We start from the raw sequence: 17,840 nt of genomic DNA, 5'->3' as shown, positions 1-17,840 counted from the left end.
TCGTCACCCATAGCCTTCGAGGCGCGACGACGAGGAGAGGCGGGGATCACGTGGAGGAGTCGGTACTCGGCGGCGGTGCGGTGAATGAGGTGGTGCGGGTCGGCGGGACCGTGCGGCGCACACCGTCCCCACGGCGGGACTACGTGAGGGACCTGCTCACGCTGTTCGAGCGGCGGGGATGGACGGGCGCCCCGCGCCACCTCGGCACCGACGAGCGGGGACGGGAGGTGTTCGCCCACATCGAGGGACGGGCGGCCCTGATGCCGCCGGAGCGCAACGCCGCCCGCGCCGACGCCTGCCTGGTACGGGTGGCCCGGCTCGTTCGCGCGTTCCACGACCTCACACACGACACCCCGCTCGCCGGCGACCGGGACGTCGTGTGTCACAACGACCTCGCCCCGAAGAACACCGTGTACGCCGTGGAAGGCGACGCGTGGCGCCCGCTGGCCTTCATCGACTGGGACCTCGCCGCACCGGGGGAGCGCATTCACGATGTCGCCCATGTGTGCTGGCAGTACCTGGATCTGGGCCCGGGGGCGGGCGCCCCGGCGGAGGCGGCCCGCCGGATGCGGTTGATCTGCGACGCCTACGGCCTCGACCGGAGAGACGACCTCGTCGACACGATCCTGTGGTGGCAGGACCGGTGTTGGCGGGGCATCGAGGCCGGAGCGGACCGCGGCGAGCCGGCCATGGTCCGGTTGCGAACGGCCGGGGCCGTCGACGAGGTGCGCGGCGCCTGGAGGTGGGTCGCCGGGCACCGGCAGGAGTTGGAGGACTCGCCGCGCTGACGCCTCCGCGGCGGGCGGGCCGGGGTATGGGGCGACCGGCGTCCGCGCAAGCGAACGGGTCGGCCCGCGGTGCGCGGGCCGACCCTCGTGTGTTTCTTCCCTGGCTTTCGTCTCCTGTGGGTCCCTACGGCTTCGGGGTGCTCCTCGTCGCGGTGACGGTGCACATCAGCCCCAGGATCACTGCGAGGGCGCCGATGATGACGTTGTTCCAGACGACCCCGGCGTCCGGGCTGTCGCCGACGATCCACGGCGAGACGATCATCCACACGCCCAGGGCGCACATGGCCCAGCTCAGGCCGTACATGCGCTCCGGAGTCTGGGTGAAGCCGAGGGCCAGCAGACCGATCGCTATGCCGACGATCAGGTTGTGGGTCACGAGGTCGGGCTGGCTCGTCGTGTAGTGGAGTATCCACGGGGACACCGCGCAGTACAGACCAAGCAGGAACACCGGCCCGTCCACGAAGGCCACATCGCGACCGCCGAGCATGCGGGCGTAGCGCTCCCGCATTTCCGAAGCATCAGGGTGGGCGGTGATGTCACCCCTGGTATGCGAGACGTTGGCCATGACTCGTCTCCTTTGACTTGCTGGCCTGACCGCGTCTGGTGCGGTATGCGGTAAGCGCCGCGTAGGTTCATTCTGCGCTTATTTGGTCCTTATGTGTAGAGGTCGGGGCCGGGTACGCCCTCTCTCGCGTCGGTGTCAGGCCGGGAGCCGCAGCACGGCGACCGGGTCCGAGGAGGGCTCGTCCGAACCGCCTGTCGGCTCGACCGTGATGCCGATGCCGGAGGCCCCGTCGACGGCGCCCGTCAGCTTCACGGACTGACTCGACCGGTGCGGGTCCAGCAGAGCCGCGGGACGCATCCGCCCGTCGTCGTCGAACCACAGCTGGTAGACCTCGCCCGAGGGCGGCTCGGCCATCCCGGACGCCACGAACACGGCCACGTCCAGGCGGGCCGAGACCACGACGGTGCCCCGCGCGCCGCCCGCCAGGGGCGATGTACGGGCCTTCGCGTCGGGAGCCGCGAGCACGGCGGCCAGCGCCTCGGTGCTCTGCTCGGCCCGCCGCGCCCGATCCCGGGCGTCCTCGGCACGGTCGTACTGCCACCCGACGGTCCCGCCGAGAACGGCCGCCACGGCCAGACAAGCGGCCGTCGCCCAGTGCGACAAGCGGCGTCCCCGCCGGACTGCCCGGACTGCCCGGACTGCCCGGACTGCCCGGACTGCCCGGACCGCCCGGCCTGACGGGAGGGCGGCGGCCGCGTGTCCGGCCGGCTCCTGCTGCACCGCGGTGATCCGGCGCAGCACCTCCTCCCGGACGACGGGCCGGGGCGGCACGGACACGGCGAGGCCGAGCCGGGCCGAGGCAGCGGCGAAGCCGGCGACCTCCAGGCCACAGGCTTCGCAGTCCGCGAGGTGCAGTTCGAACACCTCGCGCTCGTGGGCGTCGAGGGCGTGCAGGGCGTACGCACCCGTCAGGATGTGCGGGTCCGCGGTGATCACGTCACCGCCAGACAGTCGCGCGGCCGGGTCTTGCCCGTGCCGAGGGGACGGGTGAGCGCGGTTGTCTGCCGAAGTGCACAACTTCTTTCACAGGGGTCCTTACGGGGGGCGGCATTACCGGAGGTAATACGGTGCCGAACGCCGGGTGGATTGGTCGGACGCCGAAGAACGCGTCCGGCTGAGGTCCTCAGTCCCGACCACGGGCCCGCTTGAAGCGGGCCAGCCCGTCAGCCAGGTCGATGATCGGGTCCGGGTAGTCCAGCGCCGCCCGGTCCGGGCCTGCGAGTTTCCAGGGCTCGTGCACCGACGAGTCCTGCACGCCCGCGAGTTCGGTCACCCAGCGCCGTACGTACGCACCGTCGGGGTCATGGCGCTTGGCCTGGGTGACGGGGTTGAGGACCCGGTTGGGGCGGGTGTCGGTGCCGGTTCCGGCCACCCACTGCCAGTTGAGCTGGTTGTTGGCGATGTCGCCGTCGACCAGCAGATCGAGGAAGTGCCGGGCGCCGACGCGCCAGTCGACGTAGAGCGTCTTGGTGAGGAAGGAGGCGGTCAGCAGCCGGGCGCGGTTGTGCATCCAGCCCTCATGGCGCAGTTGGCGCATCCCCGCGTCGATCACCGGATAGCCGGTGCGGCCCTCCTTCCAGGCCGCCACGTCCTCCTGCGCCGAGCGGCCGGACCGCCAACGGTCGTGCTTCGTGCGGTAGTCGGCGGTGGCGGCGTCCGGCCGCGCGGCGAGGACCTGACGGTGGAAGTCGCGCCAGGCCACCTGCCGTACGAAGGCCTCGGCGCCCGGGCCCTCGACGCGGCGCACCCGATGAACCAGCTCGACGGGGGAGAGGGTGCCGAAGTGCAGATGCGGCGACAGCCGAGAGGTGGCGTCACCGGCGAGGTCGTCGTGCTGGTCCCCGTACTCGGTGAGACCACGGCGCAGCCATGCCGACAGGTGGTTCCTGCCCTCCCGCTCGCCGCCCCGGGCCAGCCCCTCCGACACCCCCGACACGTCGCTTCGCGCGGGCGGCGACTCGGAGCCGATGCCGCCGGGAACGTGTACGGAGCCGGGTGCGGCGAGGGTGTCACGCAGATGCTGACCGGACCACTGCCGGAAGTAGGGCGTGAAGACGGCGAAGTGGTCGGAGGACGCCGGTGTGACCGCCCCCGGTGCGACGGCCGTGGTCACCGTGTCGTGGACGTGCAGTCGGCGCCCCGCGGCCTCCAGGGCGAGACGCAGCCGCTCCTCGCGCCGACGCGCGTACCCGCTGACGTCGGCCGCCATGTGGACCTCGTCGGCGTCCGCCTCGGCGGCCACCCCGCACACCTGCTCGACGACGTCCCCGGAACGGACCACGAGCCGGCCGCCCCGCTCGCGCAGACCGGCGTCGAGGTCCCGCAGACAGTCGGCCAGGAACGCCAGCCGGTTGGCGGCGGCGAACCCGGCCCGGTCCACGGCCCGGTCACGCACGAACAGGGGCACCACCTGGCGGCCCCCGACGCCGGCCGCCCGCAGCGGCGGATGGTCGTACAGCCGCAGATCGGAGGTGAACAGGACGACCGAGACGTTCATGACGCGTGCTCCGGGGATGAGGCCGAGGACGAGGACGAGGATTGAGGACCAGGACCTCCGCGGATGTGGTGATCAGCCGCCGGATGCACGTTCACCCGTCGGGGTGAGCGGTGCCCGGGCCGCCGCCTTCGCGATGTTGCGGGCCATGCCGCCGAACACCACCGCGTGGAAGGGCGAGACGCCCCACCAGTAGAGGTGGCCCAGCAGGCCGTGCGGATGGAACAGGGCGCGCTGGCGGTAGCGCGTGGGGCCCTCGCCGCCGGTGGTGTCATCCGTCTCGACGGACATCTCCAGCCAGGCCAGACCCGGCAGCCGCATCTCCGCCCGCAGCCGCAGCAGCCGGCCGCGCTCGATCTCCTCGACCCGCCAGAAGTCCAGCGAGTCCCCCACCCGCAGCCGTGCCGCGTCCCGGCGCCCCCGACGCAGACCGACCCCGCCGAACAGCCGGTCCAGCCGACCCCGCACCGCCCAGGCGAGCGGGAAGGAGTACCAGCCGTTCTCTTCGCCGATCCCCTCGATCACCCGCCACAGGGCGTCCCGGGAGGCGTCCACGGTCAGCTCCCGCCGGTCCGTGTACAGGCTGCCGCCTGCCCAGTCGGGGTCCGTCGGCAGTGGATCGCTCGGCGCGCCCGGAACCGACGCGGACGACCACCGGGTCGCCACCTCGGCGTCCTGGACCCGCCGTAGCGCCAGCCGGACGGCCTCGTCGAAGCCGACGGGGTGCCCGGGCGGATCGGGCACATACCGCTCGATGTCGTGTTCGTGGCATACCACTTCGTGGCGCAGCGACTCGGTCAGCGGCCGCGCGATCCCCGGAGGCACGGGGGTCACCAGCCCGACCCAGAGGCTGGAGAGGCCGGGGGTGAGGACGGGGACGGGGACGATCACGCGACGCGGCAGCCCGGCGACCGAGGCGTACCTGGTCATCATGTCCCGGTAGGTCAGGATGTCCGGCCCCCCGATGTCGAAGGCCCGGTTCACCTCGCCCGGCATGCGCGCGCTGCCGACCAGCGCCCGCAGCACGTCCCGTACGGCCACCGGCTGGATCCGGGTGCGCACCCAGCTCGGCGTCACCATCACGGGCAGCCGTTCGGTGAGGTGACGCAGCATCTCGAAGGACGCCGAGCCCGAGCCGATGACCACCGCGGCCCGCAGTACGGTCGTCGCGACGCCCGAGTCCAGCAGGACGCGGCCCACCTCGGCGCGGGAGCGCAGATGCGGCGACAACTCCCGCTCGGGCACGCCCGCCGGCGTGAGACCGCCGAGATAGACGATGCGCCGCACTCCGGCGGTCCGGGCCTGTTCGCCGAAGACGCGTGCCGCCGCCCGGTCGGTCTCCTCGAAGTCGCCGCCCGTGCCCAGCGCGTGCACCAGGTAGTAGGCGACGTCGATGTCCCGCAGAGCGTCCGCGACCGACACGGCATCGGTGACGTCACCGCGCACCACCTCCACGTCGCCCGCCCACGGATGGTCGCGCAGTTTCCCGGGGGAGCGGGCCAGACAGCGCACCCGGTGCCCCGCGGCGAGCAGTTCCGGAACGAGCCGGCCGCCGATGTACCCCGTGGCTCCTGTCACCAGACAGCGCAGCCCCGGTCCGGAGCTCGGTCCGGAGGCCGATCCGGAGTCGTCCGTGCTCATCAGGCCTCGTTCCCTCGGTTTCGCTTGCTCCCGCGATCTCTTCCACTGATCCCCCACTGATCCCCGATTCCCCCACTGATCTCTTCCACGGGACGGAGCGGATCGGATGCGGCTGTTCGAGGTGGATTCGACGGAGGTTCACCCTCCGGTTACCGAAGGCGGCACGCGGCGGCACATGACCGGGCCGTTCGCGGGCAGGAGGAACATACGAACGTTGGTACTCGAAGAGCCGAAAGGCGAGCTGGAGGTGGCTTCCGCTATGGGCGCGAAGGTGTTGGAGCGGTTTCCTGCGGGTGCTCCGCGCGGATCGTGGCCGGCGGAGGAGTACGCGGCGGCGCGCCGAGCCGAGGGTAAACCGGCCCAGGTGGTCATGGACCTGAAGTCGGACGCGTTCCTCGTGGTGGTCCCGGCGCACGACGAGGACTAGAACCGGACGAGAACCGGACCGGGACCCGTCCGGCGGAACAGGTGCGCGCCTACGGTCGCTCAACGATCGCTCGGCGGTCGCTCAGTGTCCCGCCCATCTCCCGGGCCCGGCGTACGAACACGTCGTACAGGTCCTGCGCCGCCTGTGACACCGACTCGGCCTTCCGGCGTTGCAGCATCAGCAGTACCCGGGTGGTGTCGTCCGCGATCGGCCGGTAGGTGATCGTGCCGAGCCGCTCCAGCGGATCCCCGACCACACTGAAGTCCGGCAGTACCGTCGCCCCGAGGCCCTCGGCGACCATCAGTTTCCCCATCTCGGCGCCGTCGGTGGAGTACGAGAAGGACGGGGCGCGGCCGTCCAGGAGCCGGTGGACGAAGCGGTGCATGACATAGCCCGAGCGCATCGCGATCAGAGGCTCGGCGAGCAGGTCGTCCACCGTCACCGTGGGCCGGGACGCGAGCGGGCTGTCGGGGCGCACGCACACCACCGGCCGCCCGTGGAGCAGCTGGGTCGACTCGAAGCCGGCGGGCACGTCGTCGCCGTCGAGGTGATTGACCAGACCGAGGTCGAAACCGCCCTCGGACAGCGCCCGGTGGATCTCCGTCTGCTGCGCGCCGACCACCTCGACCTGCGTGACCGGATGCACCGCACGGAAGTCGCGGACCGCCGGGACGAGCAACGGCACGGTCGCCGCGTTCACCGTGCCGACCCGAACCATCCGGCTGATGCGATGCTGCTCGCCCGCCGCCACCCGCAGCCGGTCCACCGCCTCCAGCACATGGCCGATGTACGGCAGCAGCTCCCGGCCCTCCGCGCTCATCGTCGCCCCGGACCGTTTGCGTTCCAGGAGATCGACTCCCAGCTCCCGCTCCAGGTTTCTGACGGTCTCGCTCAACGCGGGCTGCGACAGCCGCAGTTCCTCCGCGGCCCGGCGCAGTGAACCGAGCCGTGTGACCGCCGCGATGTATTCCAACTGTTCGGTGCGCACAGCAGCAGAATGCGGGGGATCCAACGGCCTGTTCAAGGGTTTCCCTGTCACACGTTCGTGAAATTCAATGGTCCGCGATACGAGACCGGTCGGGTTTACCTTGACGGCCGTCTGAGCCGACTGCCACCATCGAGGACATGAAGATGCGACTGGACCTCACGCGGCGACGCCACGTCGACCTCGCGCGCGTTTCCAGCGCCTCCTGTTGCCTCGCGGGCTGACAGCCGCCCTTTTCCGCGCCCGCACTGTCGCCCTGACCGGGACAGGGACCGGCCGCGTTCTCCCCTGACCGTCTGAATCCAGCGACCACCGCCAGTTTTCCCCTGGCCTGTCGCGCCCTTTCGATTCGACGTTCCCGAAATACCCCCGAGTTCCGCAACAGGAGTTCCGCATGCCCACAGCGCCCGTGAAATTCGCCTATTGGGTTCCCAACGTCAGCGGCGGCCTGGTCACCAGCAAGATCGAGCAGCGCACCGACTGGGGATACGACTACAACCGCGAACTCGCCGTCCTCGCCGAGAACAACGGCTTCGACTACGCGCTCAGCCAGGTCCGCTACATGGCCGGCTACGGGGCCGAGTTCCAGCACGAGTCGACCAGCTTCAGCCTCGCCCTCCTCCTCGCCACCCAGCGCCTGAAGGTCATCGCCGCCGTCCACCCCGGCCTGTGGCACCCCGGTGTCCTCGCCAAGCTCGGTGCCACCGCCGACCACCTGTCGAACGGCCGCTTCGCCGTCAACGTCGTCTCCGGCTGGTTCAAGGGCGAGTTCACCGCCCTCGGCGAGCCCTGGCTGGAACACGACGAGCTCCCCCAGTCCTCGGCTTCGCTCGAACCGGGGGGACCCCCATCCGCCGCTCCGAGGAGTTCATCCGCGCCCTGCGCCAGATCTGGACCGAGGACCACACCGAACTCGCCGGTGACTTCTACCGGTTGCGTGACTTCTCCCTCAAGCCCAAGCCGCTCAACTCCGCCGAGCGTCCGCACCCCGAGATCTTCCAGGGCGGCAACTCCAGCGCCGCCCGCGGCATGGCGGGCCGGGTCTCCGACTGGTACTTCTCCAACGGCAAGGACTTCGACGGGGTGAGTGAGCAGATCGCGGACGTTCGCCGGTCCGCCGCCGAAGTCGGCCGCCGGGCACCGAAGTTCGGCCTCAACGGCTTCCTCATCGCCCGCGACACCGAGGCGGAGGCCCGCGACATCCTCCGCGAGATCGTCGCCCAGGCCGACACCGAGGCCGTCGAGGGCTTCGGCGCTGCCGTGAAGCAGGCCGGCCAGGCCACCGCCGACGGCAAGGGCATGTGGCAGGACTCCAGCTTCGAGGACCTCGTCCAGTACAACGACGGCTTCCGTACGGGGCTGATCGGCACCCCGGAGCAGATCGCCGAACGCATCGTCGCCTACAAGAAGCTCGGCGTCGACCTCCTGCTCCTCGGCTTCCTGCACTACCACGAGGAGGTCGAGTACTTCGGCAAGCGGGTGCTGCCGCTCGTGCGCGAGCTGGAGGCCCAACTCCCGGGCGCCGAGGCGGACGAGTCGGAGTCCGTCCCCGCCCAGGCCTGACCACCACCGCGCCTCCCGCACCGCTCTGCGAAAGAGGTCACCGCACCATGAGCACCCTCACGCCCACCGACTCGCAACACAGCCTCGCCCCACAGACCTGGCGCAACGTCCGCACCCACACCCTCCACGACCACGTCGCCCACAAGCGGCCCGAGGTCGGCCGCCGGGTCCTCGAAGGCGAACTGCCAGAACCCACCCGGTACTTCTGACCACTTCCCAGGGGAGCCTCCGTTCCGCGAAGGCGCCCCTCCTGCCCGAAGGAAGCCCCATGGCCACCATCCTGTCCGTCTCCGGCAGCCCCTCCGCCTCCTCCCGCACCGGCAAGCTGCTGCGCCACCTCGACACCCGCCTCGCCGGGCAGGGCCACGAGGTGATCCCGCTGGACGTCCGCACCATCCCAGCCGAGGCGCTGCTCGGCGCCGACTTCCGGCACCCCGCGATCGTCGAGGCCACCGAGCTCTTCGAACGCGCCGACGGCGTCGTCATCGGCACCCCCGTCTACAAGGCGGCCTACTCCGGTGTCCTCAAGGCGCTCCTCGACCTGCTCCCGCAGTACGCCCTGACCGGCAAGACCGTCCTGCCGCTGGCCACCGGCGGCACCACCGCCCATGTCCTGGCCATCGACTACGCCTTGCGCCCGGTGCTCAGCTCCATGGGCGCGGCGCACATCGTGCAGGGCTGGTTCACCCTCGACAAGGACATCACCGCCCACGAGGACGGCTCCCTCACCGTCGCCCCGGCCGCGATCGAGGCTCTCACCCAGGTGCTCGACCAGTTCTCGACGGCCCTGGGCCCCGTCCCGCTGCTGGCCGCGGCGGGCTGACACCGTGACCGCGAAAGTCATCGCCGACGACGTCGAGGCCCTGACGGTGGCCAGTGCCCTCGCCGACGAGTTCCGCGCCGGCGCCTCCGAACGCGACGCCGAACGCCGTTTGCCGCGCGAGGAGTTGGACCGCCTGTCCGCGTCCGGGCTGCTCGCGGTCACCGTGCCCGCCGAGCACGGGGGAGCGGATGTACGGCAGGAGACCCTGGCCGAGATCTTCCGGCTGCTCGCCTCGGCGGACGCGAGCCTCGCCCAGATCCCGCAGAGCCACTTCGTGTACGTCAATGTGATCCACCGTCAGGGCACCCCGGAGCAGCGGGAGTTCTTCTTCGGCGAGGTGCTCGCCGGGCGCCGCTTCGGCAACGCCCAGTCGGAGGCGGGCACGAGACACGTCCAGGACATCCGCACCCGCCTGGAACCCGGCCCCGACGGCTCGTACACGCTCACCGGCGTCAAGCACTACTCCACCGGTGCGCTCTTCGCCGACTGGATCCCGGTGCTGGCCCGCACCGAGGACGACAACCTGCACGTCGCGTACGTCCCCCGGGAGGCCCCCGGGCTCACCGTGGTCGACGACTGGGACGGTCTGGGCCAGCGGACCACCGCCAGCGGCACCGTCCGCCTGGCGGGTGTGAGGGTTCCCGGCGACCGTGTGCTCCCGCACCACCTCACCTTCCACGGGCCCCAACTCCACGGCGCGGTCGCGCAGTTGCTGCACACGGCCATCGACGCGGGTATCGCCGGGGGAGCGCTGGCCGAGGCCGCCGAGTTCGTCCGCACGAAGAGCCGCCCCTGGTTCGAGAGCGGAGCCGAGACCGCCGCCGAGGATCCCCTGCTGATCCAGCGGTTCGGTGAACTCGCCATCCAGGTGCGGGCGTCGGAGGCGCTGCTGCGTGAAGCCGCCCGCGCGGTGGACCTGGCCCGCGCGGACCTGACCGACGACACGGCGGCCGAGGCGTCCATCGCGGTCGCCGCCGCGAAGGCGCACGCCGCGCAGACCGCCGTGGAGGTCGCGAGCGCCCTGTTCGAGGTGTCCGGCACCCGCTCCGCACTCAACTCCCTGAATCTGCACCGGCACTGGCGCGACGCCCGCACTCACACCCTGCACGACCCGGCCCGCTGGAAGGTCCAGCACATCGGCAGATACGTCCTCAACGGCACGCGGCCGCCCCGCCACGGCCTCCTCTAGCTGACCTTCCCCGAAACGGAGACCCCCGTGTCCCTCACCTTCCACTGGTTCCTCCCCACCAACGGCGACAGCCGGCATGTCGTCGGCGGCGGCCACGGCACGCCGGCCACCGCGTTCGGACGGGACCGGCCGCCGACGGTCGCCTACCTGAGCCAGATCGCCCGCGCCGCCGAGGACCTGGGTTTCGTGGGCGCGCTCACCCCCACGGGCGCCTGGTGCGAGGACGCGTGGCTGACCACCGCGATGGTCGCCCAGCAGAGCGAGCGCCTGAAGTTCCTGGTCGCCTTCCGGCCCGGTTTCGTCTCGCCGACGCTCGCCGCGCAGATGGCGTCCACCTTCCAGCGGCAGAGTGGCGGACGGCTCCTGCTGAACGTCGTCACCGGCGGCGAGAGCCATGAGCAGCGCGCGTACGGCGACTTCCTGGACAAGGACGACCGGTATCGCCGTACCGGTGAATTCCTGGAGATCGTACGGGGACTGTGGGAGGGCAAGACCGTCGATCTGCGCGGCGAGCACCTCCAGGTCGAGGACGCGAAGCTGGCCCGGGTGCCCGACCCGGTCCCCGAGGTGTACTTCGGGGGTTCCTCACCCATCGCCGGGGAGATCGCGGCCCAGCACGTCGACGTGTATCTCACCTGGGGCGAACCGCCCGCCCAGGTCGCCCAGAAGATCGCCTGGATCCGTGGACTGGCGGCGAAAGCGGGCCGCACCATCCGCTTCGGCATCCGGCTGCACGTCATCACCCGCGACACCTCCGAGCAGGCCTGGGCGGAGGCGGAGCGGCTGCTGGCGGGCTTCGACGCCCAGACCGTGAAGTCCGTGCAGGCGGGACTGGCGCGCAGCGAGTCCGAGGGACAGCAGCGGATGCTCGCGCTGCACGGGGGCGGCAACCGGGACGGGCTGGAGATCCACCCCAACCTGTGGGCCGGGATCGGGCTGGTGCGCGGCGGCGCGGGGACGGCGCTGGTCGGCAGCCACGAGGAGGTCGCCGAGCGGATCAAGGAGTATCACGCGCTGGGGATCGACGAGTTCGTCTTCTCCGGCTACCCGCATCTGGAGGAGGCGTACTGGTTCGGGGAAGGGGTGCTGCCGAGGCTGGCCGCGGAGGGGTTGTGGCGTCATCCGCACGGTGACCAGGCTGTGCCGTCGACGCAGGTGCCGTTCGCCGGCTGAGGGGGGTGGTTTCTCCCGTCCGGCGAGTGCGGGTTGGTTGTGGCTGGTCGCACGAGTTGCGGTTCCCCGCGCCCCCAAGGAGGTTCAGCCGGCCAGGGCTCGCAGGTGAGCCTGCCTCGACTCCGGTGTCTGGCCCTGGACCAACAGGAACAGGGACTCTCTGGCCAGGCGCTGGGCCTTGTGGGTCAAGGCCATTGCTCTGCCGCCGCCGGCCACCATCGCCGCCGTGGTGGCCGCGCGCATCAACTCGTAGGCCTCGGTACGCAGGGCCAGGCGTTCCGCCCGGTGGTCCTCCGGGGCGGGGTGGTCGGCCAGGGTGTAGGCGCGGTCGCGGACGTCGGCGAGACGGGCGCGCAGCGGAGCGGACGTGGTGTCGTCCAGCAGGGCGAGTGCCGTCTCGGCGATGCCGAAGACCGCCGGGGAGGCGTTGACGGTCTTCGCGCGGTCCGTCGCCGCCCATCGCGCGTACGGTTTCCGCAGGGCCACCGCCTCCTCGGGGAGCCGGAAGCCGTCCAGCTCCAGGGACACCGTGCGGGCCGCGGTGAGCGCCGCGAGGCGCAGCGGCTCCGACGCGCTCAGGCCCGGTTGCTCGCGGGCCTCGGTGAAGGCGAAGAGGGCCTCGTCGGTGTCCGTGACCCCGGCGAGCAGCATCACGTCGTTGAGGCCCCAGCCCGTGTACCAGGGGACAGTGCCGTCGAAGCGCCAGGCACCCTTCTCCCGGGTGACCCGGACCGGGGTCCTGGGGTACGCCCGCAGGTGGGCGTAGGCCACCCCGGACAGCAGCTCGCCGCGGGCCAGCGGGCCAAGGAGCCGCTCCCGCACGGGACCTTCGCTGTTGGCCAGGGTCATCACAGGAGTGTGGTGCTGGGTCTGCACGAACCAGGTCGAGCAGCACGCCCCGGCCAGGATCTCCGCCGTCTCCCGGGCCACGGACGCCGGCGCCGCCGTACCGCCGTACTCCCGGGGCGCGCTCACGCCGAGGAGACCCGACCGTTTGATCTCCTCGATGTGACTCGCGGGCACACCCTCCTGGTCGACGCGCTCGGCGTGGGGTGTCAGGAGGTCGTCCGCGAGGTTGCGGGCGCGGGTGACGAGCGGGTGCGGTGCGGTCATGGAGAGGATTCTTCCGGTCCGGCGGAAAAGATTCTTCCGGTGTCGCGGCACACGGTGTCGATCCAGGAGTGTGCAGTTCGTGTAGGAGGTGAGAGAACGACACGACGCCAAGGAGGACGTCATGCAGTACTACCTGCTCAGCGTGATCACACCGACCGGGGGCACGCCGCCCGGGCCCGAGGCCATGGCGGAGATCGTCCGCAACCTCGACACCTTCCACGCGGAGCTGCGCGAGGCCGGGGCATGGGTCTTCGCCGGCGGACTGCACGGCCCCGAGACGGCCACCGTGCTGCGCCCCCAGGACGGCGACGTACTGATCACCGACGGGCCGTATGCGGAGGGCAAGGAGTACCTGGGCGGCATCTGCCTGATCAAGGCCCCCGACCTGGACGCGGCCCTGGAATGGGGCAAGAAGGCGACCTGGGCCACCACCCTGCCCATCGAGGTGCGCCCGTTCATGCACCAGGCGGACGGCTGATGCCACACCCCGCCGACGCCGATGTCGACGTGGAGGCCGTGTTCCGCGCGGAGTACGGCCGCGCCGTCTCCGTCCTCGTCCGCTTCCTCGGCGACATCGACCTCGCCGAGGAAGCGGTCCAGGAGGCTTTCACCACGGCCGTGCGGCGCTGGCCGGAGACCGGGGTGCCGCCGAGCCCGGCCGGCTGGATCATCACCACCGCCCGCAACCGGGCCATCGACCGGCTGCGCCGGGAGGCGCGGCGCGACGAGCGCCACGCCGAGGCGGCCCTGCTGCACGCCGGTGACCCGCCGTCCGAGGAGGGCCCCGTGCGCGACGACCGGCTCCGTCTGATCTTCACCTGTTGCCATCCCGCGCTCGCGCCGCAGGTGCGGGTCGCCCTCACGCTGCGCCTGCTCGGCGGGCTCACCACCGGACAGATCGCCCGCGCCTTCCTGGTGCCCGAGCCGACCATGGCCCAGCGCCTCGTCCGGGCCAAGGCGAAGATCCGCGACGCCCGGATCCCGTACCGCGTGCCGCGCGACGCCGACCTCCCGGACCGCCTCAAGGGTGTCCTGGCCGTGATCTACCTGATCTTCAACGAGGGGTACGGCGGCTCGGCCGAGCTGTGCGCGGAGGCCGTCCGCCTCGGCCGCCTGCTGACCGACCTCATGCCGGACGAGCCCGAGGCCACCGGGCTGCTCGCGCTGATGCTGCTCGTCGAGTCCCGGCGGTCCGCCTGGCAGGACGCGCACGGCGAGCTCGTGCCGCTGCCCGAGCAGGACCGCGGCCTGTGGGACCGCGAACTGATCGCCGAGGGGCAGTCACTCGTCCGCCGCTGCCTGCGCCGCAACCAGCCCGGGCCCTACCAGATCCAAGCCGCCGTACAGGCCGTCCACAGCGACGCCCCGAGCCCCGACGCCACCGACTGGGAACAGATCCTTCAGCTCTACGACCAGCTCATGTCCCTCGCGCCCAGCCCGGTGGTGGCTCTGAACCGGGCGGTCGCCGTCGCCGAGACCGCCGGCCCGGGACCGGCCCTCGACCTCGTGGACACGCTGGACCTCGACGGCTACCACGTCTTCCACGCGGTCCGCGCCGAACTGCTGCGCCGCCTGGGCCGTGCCACGCAGGCCGCGCGAGCGTACGAGTCGGCCGCCCGGCTGACCGCCGACCCGGCGGAACGCGCCTACCTGGAACACCGGCGACGCGAACTCGGCCGGTCGCGACCCGAGGCGCACGGAAGGTAGTGCCCAGGCGCAGGAATGTATGCGGGCGTGTGAAAGGTTGGCATATACATCCGACTGTCGAGAGCCCTGTCGCCGACCGACAGGCCCGCGCACCCCGAGCGAGGCACCGTGAACGACCGCACCCCCGAGCAGCCCGCCGACACCGTGGCCCGGCTGCGCGCCACCTTCCGCACCGGCCGCACCAAGCCCGTCGCCTGGCGTACCGACCAGCTGAGCCGCCTGCGCGCGATGCTCACGGAGAACGGCGCCGACCTCGCCGCGGCCCTCCACGCCGACCTGGGCAAGAGCGCCACCGAGGCGTACCGCACCGAGATCGACTTCACCGTCCGCGAGATCGACCACACCCTCGACCACCTCACCGACTGGCTGCGCCCCGAGTCCGCCCCGGTCCCGGCGTACCTCGGTGACGACGCCAGTGCCTGGACGCGGTACGACCCCCTGGGTGTCGTCCTCGTCATCGCGCCCTGGAACTACCCGGTCCAGCTCCTGCTCGCCCCCGTGGTCGGCGCCCTCGCCGCGGGCAACGCCGTGGTCGCCAAGCCGAGCGAGCTGGCGCCCGCCACCTCCGCCGCGCTGGCCCGGCTGCTGCCGGCCTACCTGGACACCGACGCTGTCGCCGTCGTCGAGGGCGGCATCCCCGAGACCACGGCCCTGCTGGCCGAGCGCTTCGACCACATCTTCTACACCGGCAACGGCACCGTCGGCCGTGTCGTGATGCGCGCCGCCGCCGAGCACCTCACGCCGGTCGCCCTCGAACTGGGCGGCAAGTCCCCGGCGTTCGTCGACCGCGACACGGATCTCGACGTCGTCGCCGACCGGCTGGCCCGCGGGAAGTTCCTCAACGCCGGGCAGACCTGCGTCGCCCCCGACTACGTCCTGACCGACCCGGAGACCGCCGCCGCCCTGGAGCCGGCTCTGGTCCGCGCCGTCGAGTCCCTGTACGGGGCCGACCCGGCGGCCTCCGGCGAGTACGGCCGTATCGTCAACGAACGTCACTTCGACCGGCTGACCGGACTCCTCGACTCGGGCCGGGTCGTGGTGGGCGGCGACAGCGACCGTACGGTCAAGTACATCGCGCCCACCGTTCTCGCCGACGTCGACCCCGAGGCGCCCGTCATGCGGGAGGAGATCTTCGGCCCGATCCTGCCGATCGTCACGGTCCCCGGCCTGTCCGAGGCGATCGACTTCATCAACGACCGCGACAAGCCGCTCGCCCTGTACGTCTTCACGGAGGCCGAACAGACGCGGCGCAGGATCGCCGACGAGACCTCCTCGGGCGGCCTCGGCTACGGCCTTCCGCTGGCTCATCTCACCGTCTCCGACCTGCCGTTCGGCGGAGTGGGGGAGAGCGGCATGGGCAGCTACCACGGCCGCTACTCGATCGACACGTTCAGCCACCGCAAGGCGGTACTGGAGAAGCCGCTGAGCTGAGCCACCGGGCCACACGGACCGGCGGTGGCCGCCAGCCTCGCGCAGCGTCTCCCGCAAGCGGGCCCGCACGGACGGGGACAGCGACGCCACATAGCCGGGAGCCGGTCCCTGGCCCGCCAGGAACGGCTCCCACAGGTCGGCGAAGCCCGCGAAACGGGTCGTGACATCGATCGGGGCGACGCTCGTCCCGGTCAGCCCTGCCCCGGTCCACAGGACGCGCAGCGGGTCCGGAGCGCACAGGGGAAGCGGGCGCCCTCGTCCAGGGACCCCGCCGACGGATCCACCTCGATCGCGGCATCCCAGAAGCGGCGCAGGAACCCCATGCCGTCTGCGTAGCCCCACACGTACCCGGCGACCAGTCCGCCCGGCCGCACCGCGCGCACCGCCTCGCTCAGCGCGGTACCCGGTTCGGGCAGGAAGTTCAGGACGAGCCCGGTGACGACCACGTCGAACGCGTCCTCCGGCACGGGCAGCGCCTGCGCGTCGGCCACGGCGAAGTGCGCCGGCGCGCGGACGCGGGCCGTGGCCGCGAACCCGGGGGACCGCTCCAGTCCCAGCAGCGTCCGGGGGCGGCAGCGGGCGGCCACCGTCGAGGTCAGCGCGCCCGGGCCGCAGCCGATGTCCAGCCATCGCAGACCGGCCTCGCAGCCGAGCCACCTCACGAACCCGTCCGCGACCAGCCGGCTCCAGCGGCCCATGTACCGCTCGTAGGCATCGCCGGCGGTCCACATGTCGACGTGTCGCCCGGTCACCCCACCACCTTCCTCGACCCGGCCCCCGGAGGCCACCGAGCCCCATGATGCGCGCGCCCCGGACGAGTTGACTGGTCTACACCCTTGACTGGTACAGACCAAAGGAGTTGAGTGTGCTGCCACCACCCCCCACCACGGCCGCGCCCACGCCGTGACCGGTCCGGCCGGCACGCGCGCACAAGGCCCGGCTCCGCCCTGCCCTTGTCCGGGTGCGGCCGTGCTCCACAAAGGAGTTGATCCTGTGTCGAGACGCCGTATCTCCGCCGTGGTCACCGCTCTCGTCCTCGGCGCCGCGGTGCCGGTCCTGCTGCCGGCCCCGCCCGCGTCCGCCGCCGCGTGCTCCAGCTATCCGAACTGGGTGGCGGGACGCTCGTACGCCACCGGCGACATCGTTCGCTACACCGACGGCAAGGCCTACATCGCCGAACACGACAACCCGGGCTACGACCCGACGATCAGCACCTGGTACTGGGAGCCCTACGCCTGCGACGGCTCCGGCACCCCCGTCGGCACCTTCGTGGTGAGCGAGGCCCAGTTCAACCAGATGTTCCCGGGCCGCAACTCCTTCTACACCTACAGCGGACTCACCTCCGCCCTCAGCGCCTACCCCGGATTCACCAACACCGGCAGCGACACGGTGCGGAAACAGGAGGCCGCCGCCTTCCTCGCCAACGTCAGCCACGAGACCGGCGGCCTGGTGTACGTGGTCGAGCAGAACACCGCCAACTACCCGCACTACTGCGACTGGAGCCAACCGTACGGCTGTCCGGCCGGTCAGTCCGCGTACTACGGACGCGGTCCCATCCAGCTCAGCTGGAACTTCAACTACAAGGCCGCGGGCGACGCGCTCGGCATCGACCTGCTGGGCAACCCCTGGCTGGTCCAGAACGACGCGGCCGTCGCCTGGAAGACGGGCCTTTGGTACTGGAACACCCAGTCCGGGCCCGGCACCATGACCCCGCACAACGCCATGGTGAACAGTGCCGGATTCGGTCAGACGATCCGCAGCATCAACGGCTCCCTGGAGTGCGACGGCAAGAACCCCGCGCAGGTGCAGAGCCGGGTGACCAAGTACCAGCAGTTCTCGCAGATCCTCGGGGTGTCGACAGGTGCCAACCTGTACTGCTGAGGCGTGGCCAAGGCGTTCGTAAACGCGTACGGAGGCGGGGCGGGCGTGTGCCAGAATCCG

At 71.5% G+C, this 17,840-nt stretch carries 18 protein-coding genes and 1 pseudogene; 12 read left to right on the top strand and 7 right to left on the bottom strand.

The window, feature by feature from the left end:
- The first annotated feature begins 50 nt into the window (after positions 1-50).
- Positions 51-788: a phosphotransferase gene (locus tag AB0H86_RS21795; RefSeq protein ID WP_362440974.1), complete on the top strand. Its 738-nt coding sequence runs from the start codon at positions 51-53 to the stop codon at positions 786-788.
- 124 nt (positions 789-912) lie between these two features.
- Here the strand turns inward: AB0H86_RS21795 and AB0H86_RS21790 are convergent, their stop codons facing one another.
- The 4 genes from AB0H86_RS21790 to AB0H86_RS21775 all read right to left on the bottom strand — a co-directional run bounded on the left by AB0H86_RS21790 (position 913) and on the right by AB0H86_RS21775 (position 5,488).
- The gene (locus AB0H86_RS21790; RefSeq protein WP_362440971.1) at positions 913-1,353 is read right to left on the bottom strand and encodes an SPW repeat protein; all 441 of its coding nucleotides are present in this window, start codon (positions 1,351-1,353) and stop codon (positions 913-915) included.
- A 135-nt stretch (positions 1,354-1,488) separates the two neighbouring features.
- Complete coding sequence (locus AB0H86_RS21785) at positions 1,489-2,289, bottom strand: anti-sigma factor (RefSeq protein WP_362440968.1); 801 nt, start codon at positions 2,287-2,289, stop codon at positions 1,489-1,491.
- A 187-nt stretch (positions 2,290-2,476) separates the two neighbouring features.
- Positions 2,477-3,850, bottom strand: a complete 1,374-nt coding sequence (locus AB0H86_RS21780) for a deoxyribodipyrimidine photo-lyase (RefSeq protein ID WP_362440965.1) — start codon at positions 3,848-3,850, stop codon at positions 2,477-2,479.
- A 72-nt stretch (positions 3,851-3,922) separates the two neighbouring features.
- Positions 3,923-5,488: an SDR family oxidoreductase gene (locus AB0H86_RS21775; protein WP_362440962.1), complete on the bottom strand. Its 1,566-nt coding sequence runs from the start codon at positions 5,486-5,488 to the stop codon at positions 3,923-3,925.
- A 106-nt stretch (positions 5,489-5,594) separates the two neighbouring features.
- On the opposite strand from AB0H86_RS21775, the gene AB0H86_RS21770 reads away from it, so the two are divergent.
- A complete protein-coding gene (locus AB0H86_RS21770) occupies positions 5,595-5,915 on the top strand; it encodes a hypothetical protein (RefSeq protein WP_362441612.1) in 321 nt (106 codons plus the stop codon).
- A gap of 49 nt (positions 5,916-5,964) precedes the next feature.
- On the opposite strand, the gene AB0H86_RS21765 is transcribed toward AB0H86_RS21770, so the two are convergent.
- Entirely contained in the window at positions 5,965-6,903 is a 939-nt protein-coding gene (locus AB0H86_RS21765; RefSeq protein ID WP_362440959.1) for a LysR family transcriptional regulator, read from the bottom strand.
- Between the two features lie 137 nt (positions 6,904-7,040).
- Between AB0H86_RS21765 and AB0H86_RS21760 the strand changes: the two genes are divergently transcribed.
- The 6 genes and pseudogenes from AB0H86_RS21760 to AB0H86_RS21735 all read left to right on the top strand — a co-directional run bounded on the left by AB0H86_RS21760 (position 7,041) and on the right by AB0H86_RS21735 (position 11,648).
- The gene (locus AB0H86_RS21760) at positions 7,041-7,124 is read left to right on the top strand and encodes a putative leader peptide (RefSeq protein WP_362441577.1); all 84 of its coding nucleotides are present in this window, start codon (positions 7,041-7,043) and stop codon (positions 7,122-7,124) included.
- 170 nt (positions 7,125-7,294) lie between these two features.
- Positions 7,295-8,463: pseudogene (gene sfnG, locus AB0H86_RS21755) on the top strand (dimethylsulfone monooxygenase SfnG).
- Positions 8,464-8,510: 47 nt separating this feature from the next.
- Positions 8,511-8,672 (top strand): hypothetical protein, encoded by a 162-nt coding sequence (locus AB0H86_RS21750; RefSeq protein WP_362441609.1) that lies wholly within the window; start codon positions 8,511-8,513, stop codon positions 8,670-8,672.
- A 59-nt stretch (positions 8,673-8,731) separates the two neighbouring features.
- Positions 8,732-9,286: an NADPH-dependent FMN reductase gene (gene ssuE / locus AB0H86_RS21745; protein WP_362440956.1), complete on the top strand. Its 555-nt coding sequence runs from the start codon at positions 8,732-8,734 to the stop codon at positions 9,284-9,286.
- Between the two features lie 4 nt (positions 9,287-9,290).
- Positions 9,291-10,475, top strand: coding sequence for an SfnB family sulfur acquisition oxidoreductase (locus AB0H86_RS21740; RefSeq protein WP_362440953.1), 1,185 nt, complete (start codon positions 9,291-9,293; stop codon positions 10,473-10,475).
- Between the two features lie 27 nt (positions 10,476-10,502).
- Positions 10,503-11,648: an LLM class flavin-dependent oxidoreductase gene (locus AB0H86_RS21735; RefSeq protein WP_362440950.1), complete on the top strand. Its 1,146-nt coding sequence runs from the start codon at positions 10,503-10,505 to the stop codon at positions 11,646-11,648.
- A gap of 84 nt (positions 11,649-11,732) precedes the next feature.
- On the opposite strand, the gene AB0H86_RS21730 is transcribed toward AB0H86_RS21735, so the two are convergent.
- Positions 11,733-12,761: an acyl-CoA dehydrogenase family protein gene (locus AB0H86_RS21730; RefSeq protein ID WP_362440947.1), complete on the bottom strand. Its 1,029-nt coding sequence runs from the start codon at positions 12,759-12,761 to the stop codon at positions 11,733-11,735.
- 121 nt (positions 12,762-12,882) lie between these two features.
- On the opposite strand from AB0H86_RS21730, the gene AB0H86_RS21725 reads away from it, so the two are divergent.
- From AB0H86_RS21725 to AB0H86_RS21715, 3 genes are all read left to right on the top strand, one after another.
- Positions 12,883-13,239, top strand: coding sequence for a YciI family protein (locus tag AB0H86_RS21725; RefSeq protein WP_362441574.1), 357 nt, complete (start codon positions 12,883-12,885; stop codon positions 13,237-13,239).
- Entirely contained in the window at positions 13,239-14,468 is a 1,230-nt protein-coding gene (locus AB0H86_RS21720; RefSeq protein WP_362440944.1) for an RNA polymerase sigma factor, read from the top strand. Before AB0H86_RS21725 ends, AB0H86_RS21720 begins: the two co-directional genes overlap by 1 nt.
- A gap of 108 nt (positions 14,469-14,576) precedes the next feature.
- Positions 14,577-15,899, top strand: coding sequence for an aldehyde dehydrogenase family protein (locus tag AB0H86_RS21715; protein ID WP_362440941.1), 1,323 nt, complete (start codon positions 14,577-14,579; stop codon positions 15,897-15,899).
- Between the two features lie 191 nt (positions 15,900-16,090).
- On the opposite strand, the gene AB0H86_RS21710 is transcribed toward AB0H86_RS21715, so the two are convergent.
- On the bottom strand, positions 16,091-16,651 hold the full coding sequence (locus tag AB0H86_RS21710; protein ID WP_362440938.1) for a class I SAM-dependent methyltransferase: 561 nt from the start codon (positions 16,649-16,651) through the stop codon (positions 16,091-16,093).
- Between the two features lie 241 nt (positions 16,652-16,892).
- On the opposite strand from AB0H86_RS21710, the gene AB0H86_RS21705 reads away from it, so the two are divergent.
- Complete coding sequence (locus AB0H86_RS21705) at positions 16,893-17,780, top strand: glycoside hydrolase family 19 protein (RefSeq protein WP_362440935.1); 888 nt, start codon at positions 16,893-16,895, stop codon at positions 17,778-17,780.
- The last annotated feature ends 60 nt before the right edge of the window (positions 17,781-17,840 follow it).

This window comes from Streptomyces sp. NPDC050997 (assembly GCF_040660135.1).
GTDB lineage: Bacteria > Actinomycetota > Actinomycetes > Streptomycetales > Streptomycetaceae > Streptomyces.
This window is presented reverse-complemented; position numbering and strand designations above follow the sequence as displayed.